This window comes from Pseudomonas sp. 31-12, from assembly GCF_003151075.1.
Classification (GTDB): Bacteria; Pseudomonadota; Gammaproteobacteria; order Pseudomonadales; family Pseudomonadaceae; genus Aquipseudomonas.
Map to the genome: position 1 here is coordinate 3657267 of NZ_CP029482.1, position 17482 is coordinate 3674748.

Annotated in this window: 18 protein-coding genes; 11 read left to right on the top strand and 7 right to left on the bottom strand. The window is 59.7% G+C overall.

From position 1 onward, the window contains the following. Positions 1-186 precede the first annotated feature (186 nt). The gene (locus tag DJ564_RS17140) at positions 187-750 is read left to right on the top strand and encodes a TetR/AcrR family transcriptional regulator (RefSeq protein WP_109631757.1); all 564 of its coding nucleotides are present in this window, start codon (positions 187-189) and stop codon (positions 748-750) included. A 56-nt stretch (positions 751-806) separates the two neighbouring features. Then, positions 807-1283, top strand: coding sequence for a nuclear transport factor 2 family protein (locus DJ564_RS17145; protein WP_109631760.1), 477 nt, complete (start codon positions 807-809; stop codon positions 1281-1283). Positions 1284-1403: 120 nt separating this feature from the next. On the opposite strand, the gene sfnG is transcribed toward DJ564_RS17145, so the two are convergent. After that, the gene (gene sfnG, locus DJ564_RS17155; protein ID WP_109631763.1) at positions 1404-2498 is read right to left on the bottom strand and encodes a dimethylsulfone monooxygenase SfnG; all 1095 of its coding nucleotides are present in this window, start codon (positions 2496-2498) and stop codon (positions 1404-1406) included. A 329-nt stretch (positions 2499-2827) separates the two neighbouring features. Here sfnG and DJ564_RS17160 point away from each other — a divergent pair, with 329 nt between their 5' ends. After that, positions 2828-4066 carry an acyl-CoA dehydrogenase family protein gene (locus tag DJ564_RS17160; protein ID WP_109631765.1) on the top strand — a complete coding sequence of 413 codons (1239 nt, stop codon included), beginning with the start codon at positions 2828-2830 and terminating at the stop codon, positions 4064-4066. A 191-nt stretch (positions 4067-4257) separates the two neighbouring features. Further along, entirely contained in the window at positions 4258-5037 is a 780-nt protein-coding gene (locus tag DJ564_RS17165) for a TSUP family transporter (protein WP_109631768.1), read from the top strand. Here DJ564_RS17165 and nudC read toward each other — a convergent pair. From nudC to DJ564_RS17180, 3 genes are all read right to left on the bottom strand, one after another. Then, complete coding sequence (nudC, locus tag DJ564_RS17170; protein WP_083376822.1) at positions 5005-5835, bottom strand: NAD(+) diphosphatase; 831 nt, start codon at positions 5833-5835, stop codon at positions 5005-5007. The genes DJ564_RS17165 and nudC overlap by 33 nt on opposite strands. A gap of 6 nt (positions 5836-5841) precedes the next feature. Next, positions 5842-6654: a crotonase/enoyl-CoA hydratase family protein gene (locus DJ564_RS17175; RefSeq protein ID WP_109631771.1), complete on the bottom strand. Its 813-nt coding sequence runs from the start codon at positions 6652-6654 to the stop codon at positions 5842-5844. Between the two features lie 146 nt (positions 6655-6800). Beyond that, positions 6801-7574 (bottom strand): class I SAM-dependent methyltransferase, encoded by a 774-nt coding sequence (locus tag DJ564_RS17180; protein WP_109631773.1) that lies wholly within the window; start codon positions 7572-7574, stop codon positions 6801-6803. Between the two features lie 127 nt (positions 7575-7701). On the opposite strand from DJ564_RS17180, the gene DJ564_RS17185 reads away from it, so the two are divergent. From DJ564_RS17185 to DJ564_RS17210, 6 genes are all read left to right on the top strand, one after another. Then, entirely contained in the window at positions 7702-8262 is a 561-nt protein-coding gene (locus tag DJ564_RS17185; RefSeq protein ID WP_109631777.1) for a cytochrome b, read from the top strand. A 27-nt stretch (positions 8263-8289) separates the two neighbouring features. After that, positions 8290-8823 carry a tetratricopeptide repeat protein gene (locus DJ564_RS17190; protein WP_109631779.1) on the top strand — a complete coding sequence of 178 codons (534 nt, stop codon included), beginning with the start codon at positions 8290-8292 and terminating at the stop codon, positions 8821-8823. 12 nt (positions 8824-8835) lie between these two features. Continuing rightward, positions 8836-9375: an RNA polymerase sigma factor gene (locus tag DJ564_RS17195; protein WP_178082307.1), complete on the top strand. Its 540-nt coding sequence runs from the start codon at positions 8836-8838 to the stop codon at positions 9373-9375. Beyond that, positions 9372-10139, top strand: coding sequence for an anti-sigma factor (locus DJ564_RS17200; protein WP_109631782.1), 768 nt, complete (start codon positions 9372-9374; stop codon positions 10137-10139). The genes DJ564_RS17195 and DJ564_RS17200 overlap by 4 nt, the downstream gene beginning before the upstream one ends. Before the next feature lie 49 nt (positions 10140-10188). Further along, positions 10189-10818, top strand: coding sequence for a bifunctional nicotinamidase/pyrazinamidase (gene pncA, locus DJ564_RS17205; RefSeq protein WP_109631786.1), 630 nt, complete (start codon positions 10189-10191; stop codon positions 10816-10818). Positions 10819-11283: 465 nt separating this feature from the next. Continuing rightward, the gene (locus DJ564_RS17210) at positions 11284-11535 is read left to right on the top strand and encodes a short-chain dehydrogenase (RefSeq protein ID WP_109631788.1); all 252 of its coding nucleotides are present in this window, start codon (positions 11284-11286) and stop codon (positions 11533-11535) included. Here DJ564_RS17210 and DJ564_RS17215 read toward each other — a convergent pair. The 3 genes from DJ564_RS17215 to DJ564_RS17225 form a co-directional block, all read right to left on the bottom strand. Continuing rightward, entirely contained in the window at positions 11521-13782 is a 2262-nt protein-coding gene (locus tag DJ564_RS17215) for a hypothetical protein (RefSeq protein ID WP_109631791.1), read from the bottom strand. The two genes, DJ564_RS17210 and DJ564_RS17215, sit on opposite strands and share 15 nt — an antisense overlap. 233 nt (positions 13783-14015) lie before the next feature. Next, complete coding sequence (locus DJ564_RS17220) at positions 14016-15317, bottom strand: ATP-binding protein (RefSeq protein WP_109631793.1); 1302 nt, start codon at positions 15315-15317, stop codon at positions 14016-14018. 4 nt (positions 15318-15321) lie between these two features. Then, the gene (locus tag DJ564_RS17225) at positions 15322-16023 is read right to left on the bottom strand and encodes a response regulator transcription factor (protein ID WP_109631796.1); all 702 of its coding nucleotides are present in this window, start codon (positions 16021-16023) and stop codon (positions 15322-15324) included. A 295-nt stretch (positions 16024-16318) separates the two neighbouring features. Here DJ564_RS17225 and DJ564_RS17230 point away from each other — a divergent pair, with 295 nt between their 5' ends. Then, complete coding sequence (locus DJ564_RS17230; RefSeq protein ID WP_109631799.1) at positions 16319-17476, top strand: efflux RND transporter periplasmic adaptor subunit; 1158 nt, start codon at positions 16319-16321, stop codon at positions 17474-17476. Positions 17477-17482: the final 6 nt, after the last annotated feature.

A 17482-nucleotide genomic window follows, 5' to 3' on the forward strand; every position in this document is an offset into this window, starting at 1 on the left:
TCCGAGAGCTTACACCATGGATGGGCTTGGGTCTTGCTGGCGTCTGTGCTACCCCCATCGCTAGCAGGCTAGCTCCCACATTTGAAATGCATTCCCCTGTGGGAGCTAGCCTGCTAGCGATGGCTTTTTAATCAACAATAAAATATCCGCTTGACCAAGGAGAACGATCGTTCTACTGTTTGCCACATGAACGAACTAACCAGCAACGACACACGCGACATCATTCTGGATGTCACCGAAAAGTTGATCTATAAAAGTGGCATCGCCGCCACCGGGATGGATCTTCTGGTGAAAACCGCCGGCGTCTCCAGAAAAAGTATCTACCGTTACTTCGCCAACAAGGAGGAGCTGACCGTCGCCGCCCTGCAACGCCGCGACGTGCGCTGGATGCACTGGTACCGAAGTGAAGTCGATCAGGCTGAAACCCCGGCCGACCGCCTCCTTAACCTGTTTGCCGTGCTCAAGGCCTGGTTCGCCTCCGAAGGCTTCCGTGGCTGCGCATTCATTAACACCAGCGGCGAAACCGGCGACCCGCAAGACCCGGTCCGCCTGGTCGCCAAAGACCACAAACAGAAGCTGCTCGACTACGTGCGCGAGCTCTGCACCGAACATGGCGCTACCGACCCGGAGACGTTGGCCAAACAGCTGCTGATCCTGATCGACGGTGCCATTACCGTAGCGCTTGTGATGGGTGATCACAGTGCCGCCGATAATGCGCAATGCATGGCGCGAAAGTTATTGGACCTGTAACACTTGAACCAAGCCCGACAACTTGCTTGAACTTTAATTTGAGAGGGAGACGTTAAATGTCTAACGCAGAAGTTCGTCCGCCATTGCCGCCCTTCACCCGTGAATCGGCCATCGAAAAAGTTCGCCTGGCCGAAGACGGCTGGAACTCCCGTGATCCGGAACGCGTGTCGCTGGCCTACACCCTGGACACCAAGTGGCGTAACCGAGCCGAGTTCGCCTACAACCGCGAAGAAGCCAAAGGTTTCCTGACCCGCAAATGGGCCAAGGAACTGGATTACCGCCTGATCAAGGAACTCTGGGCCTTCACCGACAACCGCATTGCAGTGCGTTATGCCTATGAATGGCACGACGACTCGGGCAACTGGTTCCGTTCCTACGGCAACGAAAACTGGGAGTTCGACGAGAACGGCTTGATGGCCAACCGGTTTGCCTGCATCAACGACATGCCGATCAAGGAAAGCGACCGCAAGTTCCACTGGCCGCTGGGGCCTCGTCCGGATGATCATCCGAGTCTGTCCGACCTGGGCCTGTAACTTCACCTAAATCCATTGTGGGAGCGGGCTTGCCCGCGATGACTGACTGACATTCAACGATGATGTTGTCTGTCACTCCGCTATCGCGGGCAAGCCCGCTCCCACAGGGATCTATTGTGTTCAGACGACAGCCGTCTGCTTCTTGATAGCTGCTTTCGCCTCCAGCTCCCGCACCAGCGGCAACACCCGCTTGCCGAAATACTCCACTTCTTCCTGGAAGTGCAGGAACCCCGCCAGCACCAGGTCCACGCCCACCGCTTTCAACGCCACGATGCGCTCGGCAATCTGTTGTGGCGTGCCGATCAGGTTGGTCTTGAAGCCATCGTTGTATTGCACCAGATCCTCAAACGTCGATTTCGCCCAGTTGCCCTCGCCCTCTGGTGACGCCCTGCCCGCTTGCTTTGCCGCGTCACCAAAGGCACTCACTGCTTCCGGATCGGCCTGATCGATGATTTGCGCCAAGACTGCCCGGGCCTCTTCTTCCGTGTCGCGGGCGATGACAAACGCATTCACGCCGATTTTCACCGAGTGATGATTGGCTGCCGCCTTGAAGCGGATGTCGTCGACCTGAGCCTTGATGCCTTCAGGCGTGTTGCCGTTGGTGAAGTACCAGTCCGACACCCGCGCCGCCATGTCCCGGGCTGCGCGGGAACTGCCGCCCTGGAATATTTCCGGCTGGCCCAGTGGCTTGGGCTTGAGGCTGTAGTTGTCGAAGCGATAAAAGTCACCACGAAAGGTGAAGTTCTCCTGAGACCAGATGCCTTTGAGTGAGCGAATGAATTCTTCGGAACGGCGATAACGCTCGTCGTGCTCGAGCCAGTGTTCGCCAATCGCCTGGAATTCGCCCTTGAACCAGCCGCTGACGATATTCACCGCGACCCGGCCGTTAGTCAGTTGATCGATGGTCGCCAGTTGCTTGGCCGCCAATGCCGGTTGCCAAGGCCCCGGCAGGATCGCGGCGATCACCTTCAGTTTGGTGGTTGCGGCCAGCAGCGCATGGCTGAAGGCGACCGACTCGTGCTGGAACTCGGCACCGTAACCGGCGGTGAAACGAATCTGCGTAAGCGCATATTCGAACCCGGCCTCTTCAGCCAGTTGCGCCAGCTTGCGGTTGTAATCGATGCCCCAGTGGGTACGTTGCTCGATCTTGCTGACCACCAGCCCGCCGCTGACGTTCGGCACCCAGTAGGCAAATTTGACGGCTTGCTGACTCATTGGCATGTCCTCGGGACGTTGGGAAGTCCTTGGGTCAGAGCAGCAACCGTGCCAGTGCTGGTTACTTGTGAGAGAACTGTGGCGAGGGAGCTTGCTCCCGCTTGAGTGCGCAGCGCTCACAAAAATTCTGGGGCCGCTGCGCAGCCCAGCGGGAGCAAGCTCCCTCGCCACAGATGTCGGTGTGTCCGGGGCAATTTGCGGATGCGCTGTTGGCTGGGCAACAGTTGGGCACTTCTGAACAGCGACCATGTCGCGCAAAACCTGGCCTGAAGTGCCAGGCATGGTCCGTGCAATCCCTCCTTGGCATTCACTGCCCAAGGAATCCTCCCATGACCGAACACCAGATCATCAACCCTCTGTCCATCGGCACTGACTATGAGGCACTGGCCTCAAGATTCCGGCCGATCTTCCAGCGCATCGCCGCCGGCGCCATAGAACGTGAGCAGTCCCGCAGCCTGCCCTTCGAGCCGATTCAATGGCTCAAGGACGCAGGTTTCGGCGCCGTACGGGTGCCGGTGGAATATGGCGGTGGCGGCGCGTCCGTGCCGCAATTGTTCGAATTGCTGATCGAACTGGCCGAAGCCGATTCCAATGTGCCCCAGGCCCTGCGCGGGCATCTCGCCTTTGTCGAGGACCGCTTGAACTCGTCGCCGGGACCGGGCCGGGATTTGTGGTTCAAGCGCTTTGTCGACGGTGACATCGTTGGCAATGCCTGGACCGAAATTGGCAGCGTGGCCATCGGCGACGTCATCACCAAAGTCTCGCCCCACGGTGATCAATGGCGACTCAATGGTGAAAAGTTCTACAGTACCGGCAGCCTGTTTTCCGACTGGATCGACGTGTACGCCCAGCGTAGCGACACCGGCGGCGATGTGATTGCCGCGGTCCGCTCCCGCCAGCCCGGGATCGTGCAGAGCGATGACTGGGACGGTTTCGGCCAGCGCACCACCGGCAGCGGCACCTCGCGGTTTATCGACGCTGAAGTGGACGCCGAGAACGTCATCGACTTCGCCACCCGCTTTAAATACCAGACCGCGTTCTATCAGCTGGTACTGCTGGCAACTCTTGCCGGGATCGGCCGCGCGACATTGCGCGACGTGGCACATCAGGTGCGCGAGCGCAAACGCATTTACAGCCACGGCAATGCTCAGCACGTCAGCCAGGATGCGCAGGTTCAGCAAGTGGTCGGGGACATCGCGGCATGGGTGTATGCCGCAGAAGCGAGTGCCTTGAAGGCTGCGGAACCGGCGCAACGGGCGTATCTGGCGCGGTTCTCGGGTGATGAAGTGCTGGAGCGGGCAGCGAATGTCGCGGCGGAAATCGAATCGGCCAAGGCGCAAGGGGTGGTTTCTGAATTGATCCTGCGGGCGACCACCCAGTTGTTCAATGCGCTGGGCGCTTCGGATGTTCGTGAAGGGAAATCGCTGGACCGGCATTGGCGCAATGCGCGGACGGTGTCGTCGCACAATCCGCTGATCTACAAGGCGCGGATTGTCGGGGACTGGACGATCAACGGGACCGAGCCGCCGTTTGTGTGGCAGATCGGGAATGGGCCGCAGCCAAAGTGATGTGTTGTTTGGGCTGACGCCATCGCGAGCAGGCTCGCTCCCACAGGGGATTTGTGACCGCCACAGATCCAGTGTGGGAGCGGGCTTGCTCGCGATGGGGCCAGACGGGTCGCCGCAAAGTCAGGATCTAGGTAAGATATCGGCCCTTCCCCGCAGCCCCTTGCTGCACCCCGCCGAATAAGCAGATTTCCATGCCTTTCGAACTCAGCGTTGACCTCACCACTCTGGCCATTCTGGCCTTCGTCGCTTTCATTGCCGGTTTCATCGACGCCATTGCCGGCGGTGGCGGTCTGCTGACCACTCCGGCGCTGTTGACCGCCGGCCTGCCGCCGCACCTGGTGCTGGGCACCAACAAACTGAGTTCGACTTTCGGCTCCGCCACCGCCAGTTTCACCTTCTACCGCCGCAAGCTGTTCCATCCAAGGCAGTGGGTGCACGCCATCGTCGGCACGCTGGTCGGTGCGCTGACCGGCGCCGTGGTCGCGCATTACCTGCCCGCCGAATGGCTGAACAAAATGCTCCCGGTGATCGTGTTCGCCTGTGGCCTGTATTTGTTGTTCGGCGGCACGCCAAAAGCGCCGCTGGACAGCGACGCACCGATCAAGAAAAAGTGGCAATCGACCCAAGGCTTCAGCCTCGGTTTCTACGACGGCGTGGCCGGTCCGGGCACCGGCGCGTTCTGGACCGTCAGCAGTATGCTGATGTATCCGATTGACCTGGTGAAGGCCAGCGGCGTCGCGCGCAGCATGAACTTCGTCAGCAACATCGCGGCGCTGTCGGTGTTCGTGTTTTCCGGGCAGGTGGACTGGATCATCGGTCTGAGCATGGGCCTGTCGGTGATGGTCGGCGCGTTCTTCGGGGCTCGCACCGCCATCAGCGGCGGCGCGAAGTTTATTCGCCCGGTGTTCATCACCGTGGTGCTGGGCCTGACCGTGCGGTTAGCCTGGCAACACTGGTTCAGCGTGGCCTAAGCGCCGCGCCACGTAGACGTCGATGAGGTAACGGGCAATCGAGCGCGACGCCGGCAAAGGCGGCAACTCATGCACGTTGAACCACTGGGCGTCTTCGATCTCGTCTTCCTGGCAGACAATCTCGCCGCCAGCGTACTCGGCGTGAAAACCGAGCATCATCGAGTGCGGGAACGGCCAGCACTGGCTGCCCAGGTACTGGATGTTCTTGACCTCGATCTGCACCTCCTCGCGCACTTCGCGAATCAGGCAATCCTCGGCTGACTCACCGGGTTCGGCAAACCCGGCCAACGTGCTGTAGACCCCAGTCACAAAGCGCGGCGAACGGGCCAGCAGCACTTCATCGCCGCGGGTCACCAGCACAATCATGCTCGGCGAGATGCGCGGGTAATAACGCAAATCACACGGCTCGCAGTACATCGCCCGTTCACGGGGCACTTGCGTCGCCGCCTGGCCACAGTTGCCACAAAAGCGATGCTCGCGATACCAGGTGCCAATCTGCGCGGCATAACCGAGCACCTTGTACACCGTGTGGTCGCCATCGAGCATGAACGCCCGCAGGCCTTTCCAGTTGCAGCCCGGCACATCGCTGTGACTGCGCAATTCCAGCAGATAGACCGGTTCACCATCGAGGTGACCGATGCCATGTTCGGCCAGGATCGACAAGTCCTGACGCTTGAGCCATTCGCGAGGGAACAGCGCGCCATTGTCATCGAACAAAAAGCCTTCGGGGCTGCGAGCCACGGCCCAGCCGCCGGGTTGATCGGTGTCCAGTACTGCAGTGGTCCAGCGTGAAGTCATGTTTAATCAATCCAGAAATTCGGGTTTCTGTTTGCTCATATGGGCGGCCATGGCCACGCGCAAATCGGTGGATTGCAGCATGGCGGCGTTCCAGGTGGCGACGTATTCGAGGCCGTCGTCGATGCGGTGGTCGCGCATGTAGCTGATCATCTCTTTGGTGCCGGTGACCGCGATCGGCGACTTGCTGGCAATTTCCCGGGCAATGCCCATCACTCCGTCCAACAGGCTGGCAGGGTCGCTGTAAACGCGATTGACCAGACCGATACTGCGCGCTTCCTCGGCGCCGAAGTTGCGACCAGTGTAAGCCAGTTCACGCAGCATGCCGTCACCGATGATCCGCGGCAAGCGTTGCAAAGTGCCCACGTCGGCGGCCATGCCGATGTCGATTTCCTTGATCGAGAATTGCGCGTCTTCGGCAGCGTAACGCATGTCACACGCGGCAATCAGATCGATGGCGCCACCCAGGCAATAACCCTGAATCGCTGCCAGCACGGGCTTGCGGCAATTATCGACGGCATTGAACGACGCTTGCAGGGCGAGGATTTTGCGGCGCAGCAGGCGTGCATTGCGGCCGACGTCCTTGCCCAGTTCATTGGCCACCCCGGCCAGCATCATCAGGTCGATGCCGGAGGAAAAGTGCTTGCCGGCGCCACTGAGCACCACCACCCGGGCTTCGTCGGTGTCGTCGATCCACTGGAAAATCTCGATGATCTCGCTCCAGAACGCGGCGTTCATCGAATTGATCTTTTCCGGGCGGTTGATCTGCACATGGGCGATTTTATCGGCCAGTTCAACGGTGAACGCGGTGTACTGAGACATGGCAGTGATCCTTTACCGGGGTAGAAATGAGGCCCGGACTATAACAAGGCATCTAGGTGGGGAGTAAGGCAGTGGTTCGGCCAAAAGCGGGACTGGCTCATGAATCTTCAGTGGATGGGCTTGCTCGCTAAGGCCGCACCGCTGAATCAACTGCCCTTCACCGCCACAAACGCCACAGTTTCATACGGCACGGTCACCACATCCTTCCCGCGCAACTCAGGTTCCCCGGCTATCAACGCGTGCAGCTGTTCATCCACGATCTTGCGCTGCTCTTCAGGCAATGCCGCAATAAAACTGGTCGAGCGCACCCGATTGAAAATCACATCCTCCGGCGCTCCCGTGTGCCCATGGCTGAAATGCTGCGCCTGCAACGGCCCGAACGCCGGATGAGGAAAGGCCCGACGCCAGGCTCCCGTGTAATAGCGCGGCGTATCGCCTTCCAGCGCATTGACGATCGCATCCAGTTTCGGCACCCAACTCACCTTGGTGTCCCGCCGGTTCCACACCAGGCCCAGCTTGCCGCCGGGCTTGAGGACCCGCGCGATTTCGGTCAAGGCTTCGGTGCTGGCAAACCAGTGAAAGGCCTGGGCGCAGACCACCACATCCACCGAGGCATCGGGCAGTGGGAGATCCGTCGCCGTGCCACTGACTGCCAAAACGTCCGGGAAGGCCAGCGTCAGTTTTTCAAGCATCTGCGCCACCGGCTCCACCGCAATCACCTGCGCGCCGGTCGCCACCAGTCGTCCGGTAAATTTACCGGTGCCCGCGCCCAAGTCGATGACGGTGGTGTCCGCATTCAATCCCAGGGTCTCGCTCAGCCACTCGGCCACTAGTGGCGGATAATCCGGCCGCCCGCGTACATAAGTGTCGGCGGCGGTTTTATAGCCCGTGGCGGCAGAATGATGGACCTGATCTTTCATGGCAGTGCTCCCGATCGACAACGAATGCTGTCGAGCATAGCGCCTCGATTTGCGCTTTCCCTGCCAAAGAAATGAATAATTGTTCACCCTGCGGTGTTCTCCAATCAACACTTCATGAGAATTGCCCGTGAACAACCTGAACCCCGATTCACCGCCCCGTTACGACCGCCTCACCATGAGCCTGCACTGGCTGACTGCACTGCTGGTGATTGGCCTGTTCGCCAGTGCACAGGTTTGGCAGCAACTGGAAAAAGGCACGCCGTTGCGCAAGGAATTGCAGGCGCTGCACATTTCCTGCGGCATCTTGTTGGCCGTGATCGTGATCGGCCGACTGCTCTGGCGCATGTCCCGCGGACGTCGTTTGCCATCCGCCAATCAGGGCGCTATGAATGTGCTGGCGACGACCGCGCACTGGGCGCTCTATGCTTTGTTGTTGAGCCAGATTGTGCTGGGTTTCGTGTTTCGCTGGGCCCAGGCAGAACCTTTCAACTTTTTCGGCCTGTTCGATGTCCCAACTCTGCTGACGTTCGACAAAAGCATGCGTTCGGTCTTCGGCGGCCTGCACGAACAAGTGGCTTGGGCCATCATCATTCTGGCCGGTCTCCATGCGGTCATGGCGCTTGTTCACCATTACGGCTTGCGCGACAACACCTTGCGCCGGATGCTGCCCGGGCGTGGTTCAAACTGAAACGAATTCAACTGCGGAGCCTTGCTCATGAACATCCGTCTTGCTGTTTTCGCCGCCGCCCCGCTGTTGCTTGCCGTGGCATTGTCCGGCTCGCTGGCCCTGGCCGATGGCGACGATGACGCCCCTGCCAAACCCAACTGCCCCAAAGGCCAGGTTTTCGACACCAAGTCGCAGAAGTGCATGATGCAGACCAGCCGCCTGGTACCGGACGCCGACCGCACCGATTACGCTTATCGCCTGGCCAGGGACGGTCGTTACGAAGAAGCCCTGGCGCTGCTCGACACGCTCAAGAATCCCAATACCGCCAAGGCCCTTAACTATCGCGGCTACGCCACGCGTAAACTGGGGCGCACCGACGAAGGCATCGGTTATTACCTGCAATCGGTCAAACTCGATCCTCGGTATGCGCAAGTGCGTGAATACCTCGGCGAGGCCTACGTGATCAAAGGTCGGCTGGACCTGGCGCAAGAGCAGTTGCAGCAGATCAAATCGATCTGTGGCAGCACGTGCGAGGAATACCAGGACCTGGCCGAAGCCATCAACGATTCATCGAAAACCTGACACACCGAACAGATGGAGGTCGCCATCGCCAGCGATCAGACAATACGAGCAGAACTGGGCCAGCATCTGACGCGTTTATGGCGTTACGGCCTGCTGCTGTCCCGGCAACGACATGTCGCCGAAGACCTGGTGCAAGCCACGTGCGTTCGGGCGCTTGAGCGTGCCGGGCAGTTTGTACCCGGCACTCGCATGGACCGCTGGCTGCTGAGCATTCTGCATTCGATCTGGCTCAACGAAGTACGCTCCCGGCGGGTGCGCCAGGGTCAGGGTCTGGTGGATGCCGATAGCCAGTTGTCGTTTGACGGTGAATCCGTGGCGCAGACCCATGTGCTCGCCGCCCAGGTCATCCGCCGCGTCGACGCCCTGCCCGAGGCCCAACGCGAGACGGTGTACCTGGCGTATGTCGAAGGCTTGTCGTATCGCGAAGTCGCCGATGTGCTTCAAGTGCCCATCGGCACCGTCATGAGCCGCCTCGCCACTGCCCGGGTGAAGCTGGCGGAATATCCGCCGCTGCACACAGTACCGAACCCTTTCACGGGAGAACGTCGATGAACGACCGAACGACACCCACGGACGAGCAACTGGTGGCGTACCTCGACGATCAACTTGATGCCGACCAGCGCACCCGCATCGACGCGGCCATTGCTGAAGACTCGACACTCAACCTGCGCCTGCAATGGCTGGCCCGCAGCAGCCTGCCGTTCAAAGAAGCCTACGACGAACTGGCTCAACAGGCGCCCATCGACCGCTTGCAGTCGATGCTCGACACCTTGCCATCGCCTGAACGCCCGGCCCTGAATCGGCGCTGGTTCCTTGCCGCTGCGGCGAGCCTGGTGGTGGGCGGTGTGGTAGCGGATCGTTTGTTTCTTGGCTGGCAAATGAGCCAGGAAAAGAGCAATTGGCGGGGCCTGGTCGCCGACTATATGTCGCTGTACGTGCCGCAAACCCTGGAGCACTTGCCCGTCGACGAAGCTTCGCAACGGGCGCAATTGCGCACCATCGACGCGCGGCTGGGCTTGAGCCTGACGCCTGCGCAACTGGCCCTGCCTCGGTCCGAATTGAAGCGTGCGCAAATCCTCGAGTACGACGGCATGCCCATCGCGCAGATTACTTATCTGGATCCGTCGCATGGTCCGATAGCCTTGTGCGCCAAGCGCTCCAACAGTGGCAGTCGGCATTTCACCCATGAGATTCGGCACAGGATGAATGTGGTGTATTGGGCGGACATGGAGCATGCGTGGATGCTGATCGGGCATAACCCGGCGGCGGAACTGGAGAGCATGGCGAAGTTATTGCGCAGCCGACTTAGCGCGTGAGCGAAGTTGTCCTATGCTTGGCGTCCGTTTTCCAAGGAGGAACCTAACCATGCCCAACGCTTCTCGCACAGCCTTGCTGGTCATCGACGTACAGAACGACTTCATTCCCGGCGGCCAACTGCCGGTGCCTGAAGGTGACCTGATCGTGCCCTTGATCAATCGCCTCGGCGGCCAGTTCAAACAGGTCATCATCGCCCAGGACTGGCACCCGCCGGGCCATGCTTCGTTCGCCTCCAGTCACCCCGGCCGCGAGCCTTTCGACGTCATTCAGCTCCCTTACGGCGAACAAACGCTATGGCCGGACCATTGTGTTCGAGCGACCGCCGGGGCCGAGTTGCACAAGGATCTGGACCTGCCCCACGCACAATTGATCATCCGCAAAGGCTGTAATCCGGACATCGACAGTTATTCGGCGTTTCTGGAAGCGGATCGCACGACTACCACCGGGCTGGCCGGCTATTTGAAAGAACGCGGCGTCGATACCGTTTACCTGGCCGGCCTCGCGCTGGATTTCTGCGTGATGTTTTCGGCGCTGGATGCACGGGCGGCAGGGTTCAATGCGTTTGTGGTGATGGATGCGTGCCGGGCGATTGATCTGGACGGATCATTGGCAGCGGCGATCGAGCGAATGCAGGTGGCTGGGGTTGGGTTGATTCCCTCCACCGAAGTACCAGGCTAATCCCCTGTAGCAGCTGCCGTTGTGGCGAGGGGACTTATCCCCTCGCCACAGGTGTTACGGGTGTCAGGGCCTCCGGTCAGGTTCGGAACAAACCTACAAATGAACCGCCGGTTTCACGCGTTCAGGCTGTTGACTGCCTTACCTCACTCCCTATCCTCGCGTCCGTCACGACTCATTCGTGATCGGGTTTGACGGCTCGGTAATTCCAAGATGCGCATAGTTCTTCAACTTTGCTCGTGCACTCGTGTGCCCGCGTGCAGCTTAATGGTGACTGTGTGCGGGGCACTTTCGAATGCGCCGGGTTTCTTGGACCGGTCCGTCAACCTGCACACAGTTGCCACCCAATTCGTTTGACGGCGTAAAGCTTCATTACGCTGGGCCAGCCAGCAAATGCTCGGCACCGCACGCTCACTGGTGCAAGCCATCAATCGATGGCCTGCGCGACGCCCAAGCGGGAGGTGAAGCATGAACCCGCACATGCCGATGACCAACAACGACTGCGACATTCCGGTGTTTCTGGTCGCAACCCAGGCACCGCTGGATGTCTTGCACAGCAACGCGTCCACGCGTTTCCTGGCCGTCACGCAGATGATGGAAAGCCTGGCCAACCTCGACATCACCCGCGCCAGTGGCGCAGACGTGCCGCAGGTTACTCATGCGGCGACGCTGCTGCGCGATGGGGATACGCCGGAAATAGTTATCTCAGTAAGAGAATGAAAAATTATCCAGTACAAACCAGTCTCCTCCTGAGTTTTGGAACTCTATCCGCACAATACCGGCCTCGGAACAAACTATTTTATTTGCAGAGTTCAAGTTCAAGAGCAAAAATTGCTGCCCTAACAATCCGTTTACCCCATAAAAATATGCGACATTCGTGGCGTCATTCGTCCCCCCGTACCAGAACGAAACTTCGTTGCATGGTTTCTTCAGGTGTAACGCAATGCGTTGTACTCCCGGGTGTTTGTAACTGATATGTAAAACTTGAAGTTCTGTTTTCGCCGGAATGGTAACGAACCCATCAGTAGTCGGTGCGATCCCCATCATCCCGCCCCCTGATACAAACCCTATTCTCATAGTTGAGGTTTCGATCGTTTGACCTGAAACTACAAGTTGTGTCAATTGACCATCAAAATTTTCAGTGAGAGTACGCTGCACAGTCAACTCACATATCGGAAATAAAACCGGCCTAACCTGATCAGTATTCTGACCGAGAAAAACACTCAAGCTCACATTTGCCTGACTGTCATGTTTCAGACTTTGCAGTTCTTTTCTCCGCAAGGGCACCCTCAGTCCGGAATTCACCTCTTGCATTGTGACTTTATATGCTTTAAGTAGCGGAATCACATACTCGCCGCCTTCGCTACTGATCCCGACGCACTTGAGTTCAACTTCTTGCCCTTCCCGAATCCCCAACCAAGGCAATACCTTCACCTCGGCATCACCTTCAAACTCGCTCAAATTCAACACCTTGTCATCCAGCGCCTGAGGCACCTTCGGCGTTGGCAGTCTCGGATCGCCGTCGACAATCTTCTGCACCGTCAACAATGTCGGCTTCGACCGGGTCTGGACACCGTTTCGCATCAGATCCCACAGCAAGCGGATGACCGTACCGTGTCGAGCAACCAGATCCCGAATTGTCAGCGTGTTATTGACCCGCTTATTGGCATTGAACACCTTGGCGGTAAACGTCGGCAGACCGTCCGCCGTGACCGGTCGGGCATGGAGTTGGCACTGGTCACCCGACTGTGCCTGGGCAAACTCGATACGGGCGATTAGGCCTTCCGGGAAGGCCAGTGCATCAACCGCCAGCCCCGGCTGGCCAACCACGGTCACCGGCGACAGATCAATCAGTGCCTCACCAATCACGTCAACCGTAGTCGTGAAGGATCGCCCAACTTCCTTACCACCGCGCAGCAGCTTGTATTTGAAACTGGCCGAACCGCCCACTGCCTTAACGAAATGAGCGTGGGGCACCGACAGTTTGTAAATGAACGGTGCGCGATCCACGGTTTCCTTAAGAATCAGCACCTCGGTCGAGCCCGTCGCCGAGGTGAACGTGCAGGTCAGTTCAATGACGTCGTTCTTGAGCCATGAACGTTGCGCGTGGACTTGAGCAATCGCTGCTCTCCCCGCCAGCTTGCCCAAATCGATGCTGTCCGGATCGTCCGAGGCGTCGTTCGGGTCTTCGCTGACCAGAGGTGGTTCGTACCATGTGCCGTTCAGGCTGATGAACAGTTCGATGGCCGCCGACCACAGGGCATCCAGATCCACGCTGTTTCCGATCCAGTCCCACACGGTATAGGTCACGACGCACTTCGGAGTGTCACCGATCTTTTTGAACACCGCTTCGTCGATCAAGATCTCCACAGGCTTGCCGGATTTCGCCTCCTCTTCCGAAACCACATGCTCGATCGACTCGCCGCCGCACCTCACGCGGATCTTGTCAAACGCTCGGGTCAGGGGATACAACGCCGTGCAAATCACTCCTTTTCGGGCCTGTTCAGGGTCTACTCCGTCGTCCAGCACGCATGGCGGCCGAATATTGATCGTCAGTTCAGAATGCCATTCGTGGTTACCTTCGAGATCCTTGAGGCCTGGCCGTTGCTTGTGAAACCATGCCCGCAACGTCGTCGACGAGTCGATGTTTTCCGAGCCGCGCCGGACGGTGTAGTGGATTTCATTTGGCCCGTTGAACAGCGCTTTTACTGGTAAATACAGTGTGAAGAATTTATCGGTCAAAGACTCCACGATAGCGACGGACACCACAACACCGTTGAGATAGAGGTCGATGTTGTCACCGACTTCCTGTTGCGCATAGGCGTCGACAAAGACTTTCACCCCTTGCGGATAAAGGTAGGTCAGCGCCAGTGGGATCCCTACGTGCGCATCAACCGGGGCGGGCACGACATCTTTGCAGCCGGGAATTCGTGGGGCGTAGAGGGTCAGTACGGGAATGTCGGTCATGGCAGCGCTTCCAGTCAGTAACGCCGCTCAAGGTGGAGAGAGGCTTCATTGATATGAGAGCGCTATGGTCGGGGGCTTGGCTACTGTCATTTCTGACAGGTGGGGCCTGGGAATTGCTACCGTCTGTCGGCTGGCGCGTCAGTGTTCTTTCAGTCATGCCGCATTGGCTGGTTTCGCGACTGCTTCGCAGCCGAACGGGGGCAAGCCCCCTCGCCACAGGGTTCGGTGTTGGATCAGGCGGAGGTGGGGAGCCACAATCGGAACCGTGCACCACCCAACGGCGACGATTCGACGGTCAGCGTGCCGCCCTGCGCTTCCAGCGCTCGACGGCTGATCGCCAGCCCCAGGCCAAACCCACCCGTTGCCCGGTCGCGGCTGCGGTCCAGTCGATAGAACGGTTCGAATATCCGCTCGCGTTCATCATCGGGAATACCGATGCCGTCGTCATCGACCCAGATTTCGCAACCCTTCGCGCACACCTGCACGCCAATCTGAATGCGCTTTTCGCAGTAGCGCATCGCATTGCGCAGCAGGTTTTGAATCGCGCGAGCGGTAAGTCGCGGATCCAGCACAAAGCGTTCGAGCTGCCCATGCAGCACTACATCGATCACGATGTCCGGCGATTCCAGCTCTTCATCGACGCTGCCCAAAATACTGTCGATAAACTCATCCAGCGACACTTCGACCTGCTCCGGCAGCCGCGCCGGGTTTTGCAGTCGGCTGTAGGACAGCAACTCCAGCACCAACTCATCCAGTTCCCGAATGTGCGCGACCAGCCCCAGCAGTCGTTCGCGGCTGGCGGCCGGCAAGTCGTCGGACAGCGCCAGGGCCAGGCCGAAGTCCAGCCGCGTCAGTGGCGTGCGCAGTTCGTGGGAGACGGCGTTGAGCAGGTCGCGTTGCTGGTTGAGCAGGTTTTCGATATCGCCGGCCATGGTGTCGAAGACGTTGGCCAGGCTGCCGATGTTGGAGTGCGGGGAAATCTGCGTGCGCTCGTCGAGGTGGCCTTTGCCGAAGCGTTCGGCGGTGCCTTTGAGGCGTTCCAGGTCGCGCCAGTGCGGGCGCAGCCACAGTAACAGACAGGCGAGCATGGTCGCGCCGATCAGGACGTTGATGCTCCAGTACAACAGGCTGACGTCCATCGGGTCCGGCGGCACGACCATTTCGACAACGGTCTGCGGGTTCAGCGGCGCCACGGCCAGAGTGCGCCAGCCCCAGTCGCCGATGCGCACGACGTTCTCGCCACGCTGCAAACGCTGGCGTTCATCGGGGGTGAAATCGGGGTCGTCATGGCGGGTCAGGACGATCTGCAGCGGCGCGAATTCCTTGTCCATCTCGCTCGCCAGCGCCGGCCACTGCGCTTCGGGCACGGCGTGGAACTGTTTGACGATGAGGGTTTGCAGCCCGCGCGAATAATCGAGGTTGTAGGTGACAAACCGCTCATGGAATACCTTGATCACCAGGTCCGGCATCAAGTAGATCGCCGCGCTGTACGAAACGATCATCACCAGATAGAGGCGAAACAGGATCCTGAACATCGTCTCAGCATTCCCACTCGGAACGGCTGAACAGGTAGCCCTTGCCCCACACGGTCTTGATCTTGCGCGCCTCGCCCGCGTGGTCGTCGAACTTGCGCCGCAATTTGGAAATCGCCACGTCCACCGAGCGGTCGGTGCCGTTGAATTCGATGCCGCGCAGGCGTTGCAGGATCTGGTCGCGGCTCAACACTTCGCCGGCATGCCGGGCCAGCACCACGAGCAGGTTGTATTCGCCACTGGACAGTTCGACCAGTTGTTCGCGCCAGGTCACGGTGCGCTCGGACAGGTCGATGCACAGGTTGCCCATGAGGATGCGGTCGTTGGCGGTCTGCGGTTCGCTGAGGCTGCTGCGGCGCAACAGCGTGCGCACGCGGGCCAGCAACACGCGGGGCTCGCAGGGTTTGGTGACGTAATCGTCGGCGCCCATTTCCAGGCCCAACACCTGGTCGTGGCTGTCGTCGCGGGCGGTCAGCATCAGGATCGGCAATGTCGCCGAATCCGCCCGCAGCAACCGGCAGACTTGCAGGCCGTCGAGCCCCGGCAGCATCAAGTCGAGGATCACCAGGTCCGGCGGATTGACCCGCGCCCGCTCACGCACATGGTCGCCACGGCTGATCACACTGACGCAATAGCCATTGCGTTCCAGGTAGCTGGCAATCAGTTCGGAGAGCGCGGTGTCGTCTTCGACCAGGAGGATATTGGGCATGGGGTGTTTCCAGAAAGTGCAGTGGCGCCTGTCAGGCCGCCATCGCTAGCAGGCTAGCTCCCACAGGGATTTGATGTGAGCACAGATTTTGTGAACATCCCCAATCTACTGTGGGAGCTAGCCTGCTGGCGATGACGGCATGACCGTCGCAAAAAGTTTCAAGCGGCCAAGGATATACGCCCGCGCCCGCCCGTGAGTAAAACCCTTACACAATTTCACACAGCACCAACAAAGCTTCACCGCTACTCTCCTCGCCTCCCCGTAGGATGCGGGCAGTCATTATTGGGGTATTTACATGTCAAAGAACCTGCTTGCCAAGCTCAGCCTGATGGCTTTGGCATTGACACTAAGCGCTTGTGACAAGTCCTCAAGCGCCGAAGAACAGGCGCCTCTGGCCACGGTCCGCGTCGAAACCATCGAAGCCCGGCCCTTGTCGATCACCAGCGAATTGAGCGGGCGGATTGCCGCGCCACGGATTGCCGAAGTGCGTGCACGGGTTGCCGGCGTCGTGTTGCAACGCGCCTTTCGCGAAGGCAGCGACGTGAAAAAAGGCGACGTGCTGTTTCGTATCGACCCGGCGCCGTTCAAGGCAGACCTGGACAGCGCCGAAGCATCCTTGCGCAAGGCTGAGGCCAACGCCTTCCAGGCCAAACTGCAAGAACAGCGTTATGCCCAGTTGATCGAAGGCAACGCCATCAGCGGTCAGGATTACGACAACGCCCGGGCCAGCGCCCGGCAAACCGCCGCCGACGTCGCCGCCAACAAAGCCGCCGTGGACCGGGCGAAACTCAACCTCGGTTACGCCACCGTCACCGCGCCGATTTCCGGGCGCATCGGCCGTGCGCTGGTGACGGAAGGCGCACTGGTCGGGCAGAACGAAACCACGCCACTGGCACTGATTCAGCAGCTGAACCCGATTCACGCCGACCTGACCCAATCAACCCGCGAACTCAACGACCTGCGCCGCGCCTTCCGCTCAGGCCAATTGAAAGAAGTGGGCCAGGGTCAGGCCAAGGCCACGCTGATTCAGGATGACGGCAGCCTCTACCCGCTGCCGGGCAAATTGCTGTTCACCGACATTACCGTCGACCCGGGCACCGGCCAGATCATCGTGCGCAGCGAATTCCCCAACCCGGACCTCGATTTGCTGCCGGGCAGCTTCGTGCGGGTGCGCCTGGAGCAAGCGGTGAACCAGCAAGGCATCAGCGTTCCGCAACGGGCCATTCAGCGTGACAGCGCCGGTATCGCCCAAGTGCTGGTGCTCGACGCCGAGCAGCGCATCGGCCAGCAACCGGTCGAACTGGGCGCGGTGCAGAACGATCGCTGGATCGTCACTGGCGGCCTCAAACCCGGCGACCGCATCGTCACCGAAGGCCTGCAACACGCCAAGCCCGGTGAAAAAGTCCAGATCGACAACACCCCTCTTCCACTTGCCCAGGTTTCTGGTCAGTAAGCAGGA